Origin of the sequence: Pseudomonas farris (genome assembly GCF_019145235.1) — a bacterium.
GTDB lineage: Bacteria > Pseudomonadota > Gammaproteobacteria > Pseudomonadales > Pseudomonadaceae > Aquipseudomonas > Aquipseudomonas farris.
In genome coordinates this window covers 93,716-105,342 of record NZ_JAHSTV010000014.1, presented here as the reverse complement: position 1 = coordinate 105,342, position 11,627 = coordinate 93,716, and the positions used below count along the sequence as shown (strand labels likewise).

Here is an 11,627-nt window from a genome sequence, read left to right as displayed (position 1 = left end):
GTCCGACTGACCCGCTCGTGCAAAGCGCATTCGTCTTAGCCCCGCGAGTGCACACGGGCAGCAAAGGTCAGCGATTTGACGCATTGAATCTGCGTCGTAGGGAAGGTAAAGCAAGATGGTACAGGTGAGAGCACACCAGCCGATCAACACCGACGGCAGTATCAACCTCGAGGCTTGGCTCGATCATGCGGTCAGTGTCGATGCGGCACTGGATCGCGAAGCCTTGAAGGAAGCCTGCGAGTTCGCTCGCGAGGCCGAACAACAAGCCAATGCGGCGAAGAATCTGTGGTCCGAAGGGACCTCGAGTTTCCGCACCGGCCTTGAGATCGCCGAGATTCTCGCCGACCTCAAACTCGACCAGGATTCGTTGGTCGCAGCGGTGCTGTACCGCGGCGTGCGCGAAGGTCAGATCCAATTGCCGGCGGTCAGCCAGCGTTTCGGTCCGGTGGTCGCCAAACTCATCGACGGCGTGTTGCGCATGGCGGCGATCAGCGCCAGCCTGAGCCCTCGTCAATCCCTGGTGCTGGGCACTCAAGGCCAAGTCGAAAACCTGCGCAAAATGCTGGTGGCCATGGTCGACGACGTGCGCGTCGCGCTGATCAAACTGGCCGAGCGCACCTGCGCGATCCGCGCGGTGAAAACCGCCGACGACGAGAAGCGCAACCGCGTCGCCCGTGAAGTCTTCGACATTTATGCGCCGCTCGCCCACCGCCTCGGTATCGGTCACATCAAGTGGGAGCTGGAGGACTTGTCCTTCCGTTACCTCGAGCCCGACCAGTACAAGCAGATCGCCAAATTGCTCCACGAGCGACGGCTGGATCGCGAGCGCTTCATCGCTGATGTGATGACCCAACTCAAAGACGAGTTGCAGGCCACCGGCGTCGATGCCGACATCAGCGGTCGGGCCAAACACATCTATTCGATCTGGCGCAAAATGCAGCGCAAGGGTCTGGAGTTCAGCCAGATCTACGACGTACGCGCGGTTCGCGTGCTGGTGCCGGAAATGCGCGATTGCTACACCGCGCTCGGCATCGTCCACACGCTGTGGCGGCACATCCCGAAAGAGTTCGACGACTACATCGCCAACCCGAAAGAGAACGGCTACCGCTCGCTGCACACCGCGGTAATCGGCCCTGAAGGCAAGGTGCTGGAAGTGCAGATCCGCACCCACGCCATGCACGAAGAAGCCGAACTGGGGGTTTGCGCCCACTGGAAATACAAGGGCACCGACGTCAAGTCCGGCTCGAACCACTACGAAGAGAAAATCTCCTGGCTGCGTCAGGTGCTCGAGTGGCATGAAGAACTCGGCGATATTGGCGGCCTTGCCGAACAACTGCGGGTCGATATCGAGCCGGACCGGGTCTATATCTTCACCCCGGACGGTCATGCCATCGACTTGCCGAAGGGCGCGACACCGCTGGACTTCGCCTACCGCGTGCACACCGAAATCGGTCACAACTGCCGCGGCGCCAAGATCAACGGGCGCATCGTGCCGCTCAACTACAGCCTGCAAACCGGTGAACAGGTCGAGATCATCACCAGCAAGCACGGCACTCCGAGCCGCGACTGGCTGAACCCGAACCTGGGTTACATCACCACCTCGCGGGCACGGGCGAAGATCGTCCACTGGTTCAAATTGCAGGCGCGCGATCAGAACGTCGCGGCCGGTAAAACCTTGCTCGAGCGCGAACTCAATCGCCTCGGCCTGCCGCAGGTGGACTTCGACAAGCTGGCCGAGAAGGCCAACATGAAGACCGCCGAGGACATGTTCGCCGCATTGGGCGCAGGCGATTTGCGCCTGGCACAACTGGTGAACCTGGCGCAGCAACTGGTCGAGCCGGAACGCGGCAACGAACAGCTGGAACTGATCCCGCGCAAAGCCACCGGCTACAAACCGGGCAAGCGTGGCGACATTCAGATCCAGGGCGTCGGCAACCTGATGACCCAGATGGCCGGCTGTTGCCAGCCGTTGCCGGGGGATGCGATCGTCGGTTACATCACCCAGGGCCGTGGCGTGAGCATTCACCGTCAGGACTGCGCCTCGGTGCTGCAACTGGCCGGGCGCGAGCCGGAGAGGATCATTCAGGTCAGCTGGGGGCCGGTGCCGGTGCTCACCTATCCGGTGGACATCATCATTCGCGCCTACGACCGTTCCGGTCTGCTGCGTGACGTGTCGCAGGTGCTGCTCAACGAGCGGATCAACGTGCTGGCGGTCAACACCCGTTCGAATAAAGAGGACAACACCGCGTTGATGTCCCTGACCATCGAGATTCCGGGGCTGGATGCGCTGGGGCGGTTGCTGGGACGGATTTCCCAGTTGCCGAACATCATCGAAACCCGCCGTAACCGCACGCCGTAACGACATGGTTCGCGGCGATCAAATGTGGGAGCGGGCTTGCTCGCGAAAGCGGTCTGAAGGACACATTGATGTTGGATGTGCCGCCGTCTTCGCGAGCAAGCCCGCTCCCACAAGGGTTTTGCAGTGAGAGTGATTGATGTACAACCTTGAAGATCTATTGCACCTGATGAACCGTCTGCGCGACCCGCAGTACGGCTGCCCGTGGGATATCAAGCAAACCTACGCGACCATCGTCCCGCACACCCTGGAAGAAGCCTACGAAGTCGCTGACGCCATCGAGCGCGGGGACTTCGATCATTTGCAGGGTGAGTTGGGCGACTTGTTGTTCCAGGTGGTTTATTACAGCCAACTGGCCCGGGAAGAAGGGCGCTTCGAGTTCGAAGGCGTGGTCGACAGCATCACGCGCAAACTGATCCGCCGTCATCCTCACGTGTTCCCTACCGGTGATCTGTACGCGCCGCTGGACATCCCGCGTTTGAATGAGGAGCAGGTCAAGCAACGCTGGGAAGAGATCAAGGCTGAAGAGCGCGCCGAGAAGTCTTCGGCGCCGCAGCAGTTATCCTTGCTCGACGACGTGCCTGCCGCGTTGCCGGCGCTGTCCCGTTCGGCAAAATTGCAGAAGCGCGCAGGGCGGGTCGGTTTCGATTGGCCGGACGCCTTGCCGGTGCTCGACAAGGTGCGCGAAGAGCTCGATGAAGTGCTCGAAGCCATGGCCGACAATGACTCGGTAGCGATTGCCGATGAAGTCGGCGACTTGCTGTTTTCTGTGGTCAATCTGGCGCGACACCTCAAGGTCGATCCGGAAACCGCACTGCGCGGCGCGAACTCAAAGTTTGAAAGACGCTTCCGATTTATCGAACAGGCATTGCGCGACACCCACCGTCCCATAGAAGATTGCACCCTCGAAGAGTTGGACGCCTTGTGGGGCGAAGCCAAACGTCAGGAAAAGAATTTGCCCAGCTGCGGTTGAGCAGTTGCCTAAGTGAGAAATAAGCACCATGAGCATTTCCCTTCGCGACCAGTTGCTCAAAGCAGGGCTGGTCAATCAAAAGCAGGCCAAACAGGTCGGCAAAGAGAAGCAGAAGCAGCAACGTCTGGCCCACAAAGGTCAGATTGAACTCGATGACTCCCAGCAGCGTGCCGCTCAGGAAGCCATGGCCGAGAAGGTCAAGCGCGACCAGGAACTGAACCGCCAGCAGCAGGAGAAGGCCGAAGCGAAGGCCCGCGCCGCCCAGGTCAAGCAATTGATCGAAGTCTCGCGCCTGCCCAAGCTGACCACCGAGGACTACTACAATTTCGTCGACGACAAGAAGGTCAAGCGCATCTCCGTCAACACCCTGATGCGCAACCAGCTCAGCAATGGCTTCCTGGCGATCGTGCACCACGCCGGCGGTTACGAAGTGATCCCGCGTGAAGCGGCTCTGAAGATTCAGGAGCGCGATCCACAGCGCATCGTGCAGCTGAATGTGAAGACAGAAGAAGTCAGCGTCGAAGACGATCCGTACGCGGCCTATCAGATCCCTGATGATCTGATGTGGTAAGCCGTTAGAGACTGCAACAACGACAAACCCCGCTCATGGCGGGGTTTGTCGTTTTCAATGCGGTCATTATGCAGAACGCGCTTCGCGCTGCTGCTCCAGTGTTTCCAGTTCGGCCTTGTATTGGTGGGCTTCGGTTTCGGAGTGAAACATCCCGACCAACAGGTCTTGTTGATGTACATCCCAGATGCGGATACCGGCGGCGATGCCTTCATGGGACATATGTGAATCGTCGCGTTCAGTTACTTTTACAGTCATCTGCTAGCTCCAATCTCTGTTATCTGCAGCAAGGCGTGTGCAGGCCTTTGTTATATATTTTGTTAGCTGGCTAAGTAAACGACAGAGTTCGGCAACCCATTTTTGCAGAATCGGCAAAAGTCCTGCAGCCCGCGAAATACGCGACATTCGGTCGCAGGCCATTGAGTTTCATGACAAATGTTTCATGTTCGAGAGGCAGAAAACCACGGTTCGAGCCTGATCGATTGAGCACCGCAAAACCTGTGGGAGCGGGCTTGCTCGCGAAAGCGGTCTGACAGACACATTGATGTTGAATGTGCGGTCGTCTTCGCGAGCAAGCCCGCTCCCACAGGTTTGTGCTTAACTGGCTGCTTTATTCAGGCAAAAAAAAACGCCCCGAACCAGTCGGGGCGTTTTATTTGAAGCGAAGCGGCGGGGTATTACTTACCCTGCCAGCGCTTCAGTACCAGCGTGGCGTTGGTGCCACCGAAGCCAAAGCTGTTGCTCATCACGGTGTTGATGGTGGCGTCTTCGCGAGTCTTGGTCAGGATTGGCATGTCTGCCACTTCCGGGTCCAGTTCGTCGACGTTGGCGGAACCCGCCATGAAGTTGCCTTCCATCATCAGCATGCAGTAGATCGCTTCGTGAACGCCGGCGGCGCCCAGGGAGTGACCCGACAGGCTCTTGGTGGAGCTGATGGCTGGAGCCTTGTCGCCGAACACTTCACGCACACCTTTCATTTCCATGACGTCGCCGACCGGAGTCGAGGTGCCGTGGGTGTTCAGGTAGTCGATCGGTGCGTCGACGGTGGACATGGCCATCTGCATGCAGCGGATGGCGCCTTCGCCGCTTGGGGCGACCATGTCGTAGCCGTCGGAGGTCGCGCCGTAGCCAACGATTTCCGCGTAGATCTTCGCGCCGCGGGCCAGAGCGTGTTCCAGCTCTTCGACCACGACCATACCGCCACCGCCGGCGATGACGAAACCGTCACGCTTGGCGTCGTAGGCACGGGAAGCTTTTTCCGGGGTTTCGTTGTACTGGCTGGACAGTGCGCCCATGGCGTCGAACAGGAACGATTGGCTCCAGTGTTCTTCTTCACCGCCGCCGGCGAACACTACGTCCTGCTTGCCCATCTGGATCTGTTCCATGGCGTTACCGATGCAGTGAGCACTGGTGGCGCATGCGGAGGAGATCGAGTAATTCACACCTTTGATCTTGAACGGCGTGGCCAGGCAAGCCGAAACGGTGCTGCCCATGGTTCGCGTGACGCGGTACGGGCCCACGCGTTTGACGCCTTTCTCGCGCAGGATGTCCAGCGCTTCCATCTGGTTCAAGGTCGACGCGCCACCGGAGCCGGCGATCAGGCCGGTACGCACGTTGGAAACCTGCTCTTCGGTCAGACCGGAGTCTGCGATGGCATCTTTCATGGCCAGGTAGGCGTAAGCCGCCGCGTGGCCGACGAAGCGAAAGATCTTGCGATCGATCAATTCTTCGAGGGGAAGGTCAATGGAGCCGGAAACCTGGCTACGCAGACCCATTTCAGCATATTCCGGGTTGAACCGGATGCCAGGGCGGCTTGCACGCAGGTTAGCGGAGACGGTCTCTTTGTCATTGCCCAGGCACGAAACGATGCCCAGACCAGTGATAACGACGCGGCGCATGCGGATAACCCTTAGAAGTTGTCAGTGGAGGTGAAAACGCCGACCCGAAGGCCTTCGGCGGTATAGATTTCGCGGCCGTCGACGGTCACCGAACCATCGGCAATGGCCATGTTCAGCTTGCCCTTCAGGACGCGTTTGATATGGATGTTATAGGTGACTTTCTTGGCGGTTGGCAGTACCTGGCCAAAGAATTTCACTTCGCCCGAACCCAGGGCGCGTCCGCGGCCTGGCAAGCCTTGCCAGCCGAGGAAAAAACCGACCAGTTGCCACATGGCATCGAGGCCCAGGCAGCCCGGCATTACCGGATCACCCTCGAAGTGGCAGGCGAAGAACCACAGGTCTGGAGTGATATCCAGCTCGGCGACCAATTCACCTTTGCCGTACTTGCCACCCTCTTCGCTGATATGGGTGATGCGATCGACCATCAGCATGTTCGGGGCGGGCAGTTGCGCGTTACCTGGGCCGAACAACTCACCACGACTGCAGCGCAGCAGGTCTTCCCGAGTAAAGGCGTTTTGTTTGGTCATGCGAGCTCCTCAATAGTCCATGCGGCAGGGTGGGGCGAATCTTCCCGGCCGATCGAAGCGTTCATGCCTCGAGTCAGCAGCCTACTCATAGACTATTGCGTTGTGGTGAAAGTCACAGCACCAAGGACATGAATGTACACTTGTGCACTGAAATTATTATTCAAGCCCCTTTTCGGGCCTGTTCGGGTGCCTAAGACTGCCGCACTTTCGTGTTTCACGCCAGTCGCAGATAGCCGAAAGGCCTGCACTACTGCACCCAACGCTGCAGAATTTGCTGCAGATCCGTGCGTTTGAAGGGCTTGGCCAGGTAATCGTTCATTCCCGCCGATAAACAGGCTTCACGGTCGCCCTGCAAGGCATTGGCCGTCAGCGCGATGATCGGCACGTCAGCACAGCCGGGTAGTTGGCGAATCTGTCGGGTGGCTTCGTAGCCGTCGATGACCGGCAGTCGGCAGTCCATCAGAATCGCGTCGAAACTCCGGCTCTTGGCGCTACGCACCGCTTGTGCACCATCGGTGACGACGCTCACAGTAAAGCCCAGACTGCGCAACATTGCTTCGACAACGGTGCGATTGACCGCGTTGTCCTCCACCAGCAGCACATCACGACCTTCGCCGTGGTCATTGCCGGTATGTCCTCGTGGCGTCAGCACCGGCAGTGGCTGCTTATACAGAGCCAAAGGGATTTCCAGGGTGAACACCGAGCCAACGCCTTCTTCGCTCTGAGCGCGCAAGGTGCCGCCCATCCGCTCAGCCAGAGTGCGGGCAATCGGCAGGCCCAGTCCAGTGCCGCCGTAACGTCTTGAAATAGAACTGTCGGCCTGCTGGAATGCATTGAACATTAATTCCAGGCTTTCGGCCGGGATGCCGATCCCGGTGTCGCGCACGGTGCAGGTGAACCACAGCAGTTCGTGATCCAGGGACTGCCACTGCGGTTCGATCGTGACGCGGCCCCGTTCGGTGAACTTCAGCGCGTTGCCGACCAGATTGACCAGAATCTGCCGAATCCGCGTCGGATCGCCCTGAACCTGCAGGGCGCGCATGTCCTCGGGTACCTGCAGTTGTAGTTCTAGCCCGCGTTGCACCGCGCTGTGCTGGAACGACTGGGCGCAACTGCCGATCAGGTCCGCGAGGTTGAATGGAATGTGCTCCAGCTCCAGTTCCGAACGCTCGATGCGCGAGAAATCGAGAATGTCGTTGATCACTTTGAGCAGGTGTTCGGTGGACTCCGAGGCCAGCGCCGCGTACTCGATCTGCTCCTCAGTCATCTCCGTGGTTTCCAGCAGTTGCAGCATGCCCAGCACGCCATTCATAGGCGTGCGTAATTCGTGACTCATCATCGCGAGGAAATCGGATTTGGCGTTGTTGGCCTTTTCCGCTTCCTCGCGGGTCTGGATCAATTGCGCCATGGCCTGATGCTGTTCGCGACTGGCTTGCTCAAGGCCTTGGGCAAGGTTATTGATGTGCTGCGACAGGGCGCCTAGTTCAGTGTCGTCGACAATCGGCAGGGGCGTTTTGTAGTCGCCTTTCTGAATCGCCTTGACGGCGTTGCCGATGTCGTGGATCGGTTGCGACAGGCTGCCGGCCAGGCGCCGAGCCAGTAAAAATGTAAACAGCAGAGCGAACAAGGCGAGGATCCCGGCCTTGAAGAGGATTTCCTGTTGGCGCTGGTTGAAGGCGTCATTGGACAGGCCGACGATCACCCGGCCCAGATAATCCTCGCCCGGCGCGCTGGCGACGGTGCGGCTGTTCTGGAAAAAGTCATTGTTGAGCGCGATGCGTTGCAGGCGCACCGGTGCCTGGAACACTTCGACCTGATGCGAGCGGTGGTGGGCTTCCGACGGTTGTTCGACGTACACCAGAATCCGGTTGGCTCTGTCCTGCACTTCCAGAAAGCGTACGTTGGGCGTGGCCAGGGTGGCCTTGAGCAAACTTTCGAGTACCTCGTTGTTGCCCGAAATGACCCCGTATTCGGTGGCCGGCGCCAGTTGATTGGCGATCAGCTGACCGGTGTGATTGAGTTCCTGACGCAGGTCCTGGATTCGCACGAAGGTGAAAAAACTGATCAGCAGCAACGTCAGCAGCAGGGCCGGGCCGAGGCTGATGATCTGGGTGCGGGTATTGATGTCCCAACCGCGACGGAAGGTCATGGGCGGCGTTCTCCTTCGGCCAGCTGTGTTGCGACAGAGGCTTCATTCATCGGTTCAATACTTAGTGAACGAGCCACTTGCGGGTTGCTTAAGACCTTGAAGTGTTGCGGATAAAGCGCGCGCGGCCAGGTGCTCGAAGGGCGGTCGAGCAGTTCGTCGAGAATCTTCAGCCAATCGTTCTGGTCGCTGTAAGTACTGGCCAGACTGCCGGCCCTGACAAAGGCTGCGTTGGGGCCGATCAGTGCCAGTTGCCGCGCATAGCTGCTGAGCAGCAGGTTTTTCACGGTTTTCGGGTTGTACAGATCAGGGTCGTCCAGGCCCAGCAGCACATCGCTGTTTTTCAGCAGGGCCTGCAAGGGGCGGCTGTCATTGGTGTTATCCCAACGCTCGGTGACCACTTCAAGGCCCAGGGGCAGGGCGGCCTGACGCACTTCCTTCAACAAGAATTCGCTGTGGCTGTCGAAAAGCACGCCGACCCGTCGAGCCTCAGGCAGGAGCAGTCGGGTCAGGCGCAACTGTCGATCCAGCGGAGGATCGCTCCAGAGCAGGCTGAGGTGCGTGGGCATTTCATTGCCCAAGCGTTGGCGGGCTTGCAGACGGCTGATGCGCAGAACCAGCGTTGCAGGGCCCTGAGCGTCTTGCAGACGCCAGTCGAGGCTCGGCAAGTCGAGCAGAATCAGGCGGGTGTCGACGGGCAGTTGGCCTGGCGCCGGTAGGCTGGCGACAGGCTGGAAGCGCACGCTGTCGGTGGGGCGCAGCTCGCTGAGGGCCTGGACGAAAGACTGCATGCCGGGACTGTCCTCGGCACCGGTCAGCAGAATGTCAGCGGCCCGTGCCGGCAGATTGCATAGCAGCCCGGTAAACACCAGGCACAACCCGGCCAGCAGGCAGCCAAGGGTTGGCGTCTTCGGTGGCGGGCGATGCGGCATCTTAAAACTCCAGCTCCGCGCTGAAGTAGAGCACCCGGCGATCGTCGTAGTTGTTGTCGACGAAGGTGGTGGGCTGATTGTCGAGGCGTTGCTGGAGGATCCCGGCCAGTTCCAGATTGGCCTTGCCCAAACCAATGCGTTTGGCGATGCGGGTGTCGACCCGTTCGAAGCGATAACCGTTGAGGGCGTCGGCACCATAGTAGAAAAGCGCACTGTTCCAGCCCTGGCCCCAACTGCGTAGCCAACCAGCGGAGCCGCTGTTGCGCGCGGTCTGTTGTGCATCCAGCGGGTTGCTGGCCTCGGCATCGACGTAGGCATAAGTCAGGCGCAGACGATCGGCGCTGCTGACGCGCCAATCCAGCTGGGTTTCAGTTCCGCTGAAGCGCGAGCTGTTCGAGTTGCTGGCGATGTATTGGTTGTTACGCAACGGTTCGCTGATCATGCCGGTGATTTCGTCGTAAAACAGCTTCACGTCGACCGCCAGCCCCCACTCTGCGAAGTAGCCGTTGTAGCCCAACTCCCTGGAGCGCATGCGTTCCTGTTCGAGGTCGCCCGGGCCACGGGTCTTGACGAAATAACGGGCGCTGGACTGGCCGTAGGCGCTGGGCTTCAGGTTGGTCACCTGATAACTCCAGTTGACGTTGTTCTCGAACATGTCCGGTGAACGGATGGCTTCCGAATACACCGCGCGCAAGCCGTGGCGCGGGTTGATCAGGTAATTGACCGCCACCCGTGGGGTCAGTGAGTTACCGGTCAATTGTGTGTCTTCGTACATCGCACCGCCCTGCAGCAACCAGTGCTCGGTGGCGCGCCACTCGAGTTGGCCGAACGCCCGCCAGGTGGTGTCGTCGAGCGTGCCATTGAAGTAGGTCTCGGAATTGGCCCGGTCGTAACGATAGTTCATGCCGCTGACCAGCCGCAGACTGTCGGACAGGCTGAGCGTGTCTTGCAGTTCGAGGTCGTAGCGCGATTCCCGGGCGCTCTGGTCAATGTCGCCGCAGAGGGTTTGCCGGGCGCCGTCTTGCCATTGCCTCAGTACCTGATTGCCCAGCGCACGCTCAGCCGCGGTCCCTGCCGGTGCGCCGGAAACGGTGTAGCGGTCCATGTTGCGCGCCAGACGTTCGGTGTAGTTCGGGTTGAGTTGCCACAGTTGGGTCAGCTCCGGGCTGAACGAGATCTCGGCATCGCAGGCACGCCAGGTCTGCTGGCGATCCCAGTGTTGCGCCGAGCCTTGAATATAAAGGCTGTGATCGGGATTGATGTCCAGGTTCCAGCGCAGCGAGCCGGCATAGTCCTTGGCGATGACGTCGGAATTGTTCCCGGCGGCGGTAATCCCTGAGAACACCGGACGGTAGGTATAGGGCCGCTGGTTAGTCCCGTCCTTGGCATTCAGTTGCCAGTCGATGCTCTGGTTTTCATTGAGCATCTGGCTGACGGCGAGGCTGAAGCGGTTCAAGCGACGACTGTCGCGGTAATCGGCGCCGGTGCGATCCGAGTCGAAGCCGTCGTCTTGTTGGCCGGACAATGACAGCCGCAAGTCGCCGCTGTCCCAGCCCATGCCCTGGCTGGCATAGAAATCGTTGATACCGCGCTGGCCACGGGTGACTTTCAGCCGCGTGCCGTGGCTGTCGGCCGGTTTGCGGGTGATGATATTGACCACCGCCATCAGTGCGTTGGCGCCGTAGCTGACGGTGTTCGGGCCACGGAAAACCTCGATGCGCTCGATGTCTTCCATGGCCACCGGAATATCACTCCAGTCCACCGTGGCCAGGCCTGCGCGGTACACCGAGCGGCCGTCGATCAACACTTGCATGCGTCGCGCTTCGCTGGCCTTGGTGCCGTGGTAGTTCACCGCCGCCTGATTGCCGCTGATATTACCGACCATCATTCCCGGCACCAGCCGCAGCAACTCGCTGATGTCCCGCGCGCCGCTGGCACTGATCAGTTCGCTGTCGATCACCGTCATGCTCCCCGGCACGGCCGCAGGCGACTGCTTCAGGCGCGTCGCCGTCAGCACTTGCGGCAACGGATCATTGTCGAGAAACAGATCGTCGGCCAGCAATGGCGAGCTGAAGATCAGCGCCAGTACCATCGGCGAGCGAGGGCAGGAAAAGCCAAAAGACACGGCACGGCCTTGATAGCGATTAGTTGGCGCGCATGTTAACCGAGCGCAAAGACTTTTCCAGTCACGTTGTGGGCATTTTCCTCGGTTTTCTTGGTCTTCTTC

General features: G+C 59.7%; 9 protein-coding genes. 3 read left to right on the top strand and 6 right to left on the bottom strand.

The features are described from left to right. The first annotated feature begins 115 nt into the window (after positions 1 to 115). The 3 genes from relA (at position 116) to KVG95_RS25815 (ending at position 3,900) form a co-directional block, all read left to right on the top strand. Entirely contained in the window at positions 116 to 2,359 is a 2,244-nt protein-coding gene (gene relA / locus KVG95_RS25825) for a GTP diphosphokinase (RefSeq protein WP_038979473.1), read from the top strand. Between the two features lie 136 nt (positions 2,360 to 2,495). Next, the gene (gene mazG / locus KVG95_RS25820; protein ID WP_201059628.1) at positions 2,496 to 3,329 is read left to right on the top strand and encodes a nucleoside triphosphate pyrophosphohydrolase; all 834 of its coding nucleotides are present in this window, start codon (positions 2,496 to 2,498) and stop codon (positions 3,327 to 3,329) included. A 28-nt stretch (positions 3,330 to 3,357) separates the two neighbouring features. After that, positions 3,358 to 3,900, top strand: coding sequence for a DUF2058 domain-containing protein (locus KVG95_RS25815; protein WP_052966627.1), 543 nt, complete (start codon positions 3,358 to 3,360; stop codon positions 3,898 to 3,900). A 66-nt stretch (positions 3,901 to 3,966) separates the two neighbouring features. On the opposite strand, the gene KVG95_RS25810 is transcribed toward KVG95_RS25815, so the two are convergent. The 6 genes from KVG95_RS25810 to KVG95_RS25785 all read right to left on the bottom strand — a co-directional run bounded on the left by KVG95_RS25810 (position 3,967) and on the right by KVG95_RS25785 (position 11,492). Then, complete coding sequence (locus KVG95_RS25810) at positions 3,967 to 4,155, bottom strand: hypothetical protein (RefSeq protein WP_030130084.1); 189 nt, start codon at positions 4,153 to 4,155, stop codon at positions 3,967 to 3,969. Between the two features lie 419 nt (positions 4,156 to 4,574). Continuing rightward, positions 4,575 to 5,795, bottom strand: coding sequence for a beta-ketoacyl-ACP synthase I (gene fabB, locus KVG95_RS25805; RefSeq protein ID WP_052966900.1), 1,221 nt, complete (start codon positions 5,793 to 5,795; stop codon positions 4,575 to 4,577). Between the two features lie 11 nt (positions 5,796 to 5,806). Further along, positions 5,807 to 6,322 (bottom strand): 3-hydroxyacyl-[acyl-carrier-protein] dehydratase FabA, encoded by a 516-nt coding sequence (gene fabA / locus KVG95_RS25800; RefSeq protein ID WP_007899046.1) that lies wholly within the window; start codon positions 6,320 to 6,322, stop codon positions 5,807 to 5,809. A gap of 247 nt (positions 6,323 to 6,569) precedes the next feature. Beyond that, positions 6,570 to 8,471 (bottom strand): ATP-binding protein, encoded by a 1,902-nt coding sequence (locus KVG95_RS25795; RefSeq protein WP_217858408.1) that lies wholly within the window; start codon positions 8,469 to 8,471, stop codon positions 6,570 to 6,572. Beyond that, entirely contained in the window at positions 8,468 to 9,400 is a 933-nt protein-coding gene (locus tag KVG95_RS25790) for an ABC transporter substrate-binding protein (RefSeq protein ID WP_217858407.1), read from the bottom strand. Before KVG95_RS25790 ends, KVG95_RS25795 begins: the two co-directional genes overlap by 4 nt. A 1-nt stretch (position 9,401) precedes the next feature. Then, a complete protein-coding gene (locus KVG95_RS25785) occupies positions 9,402 to 11,492 on the bottom strand; it encodes a TonB-dependent receptor plug domain-containing protein (protein ID WP_225923314.1) in 2,091 nt (696 codons plus the stop codon). Positions 11,493 to 11,627: the final 135 nt, after the last annotated feature.

Bases quoted from the DNA above. Each gene is read 5' to 3' on its own strand.
- KVG95_RS25790 (WP_217858407.1), bottom strand. From the start codon at position 9,400: ATGCCGCATCGCCCGCCACCGAAGACGCCAACCCTTGGCTGCCTGCTG.
- KVG95_RS25795 (WP_217858408.1), bottom strand. From the start codon at position 8,471: ATGACCTTCCGTCGCGGTTGGGACATCAATACCCGCACCCAGATCATC.
- fabA (WP_007899046.1), bottom strand. From the start codon at position 6,322: ATGACCAAACAAAACGCCTTTACTCGGGAAGACCTGCTGCGCTGCAGT.
- fabB (WP_052966900.1), bottom strand. From the start codon at position 5,795: ATGCGCCGCGTCGTTATCACTGGTCTGGGCATCGTTTCGTGCCTGGGC.
- relA (WP_038979473.1), top strand. From the start codon at position 116: ATGGTACAGGTGAGAGCACACCAGCCGATCAACACCGACGGCAGTATC.
- mazG (WP_201059628.1), top strand. From the start codon at position 2,496: ATGTACAACCTTGAAGATCTATTGCACCTGATGAACCGTCTGCGCGAC.
- KVG95_RS25810 (WP_030130084.1), bottom strand. From the start codon at position 4,155: ATGACTGTAAAAGTAACTGAACGCGACGATTCACATATGTCCCATGAA.
- KVG95_RS25815 (WP_052966627.1), top strand. From the start codon at position 3,358: ATGAGCATTTCCCTTCGCGACCAGTTGCTCAAAGCAGGGCTGGTCAAT.
- KVG95_RS25785 (WP_225923314.1), bottom strand. From the start codon at position 11,492: ATGGTACTGGCGCTGATCTTCAGCTCGCCATTGCTGGCCGACGATCTG.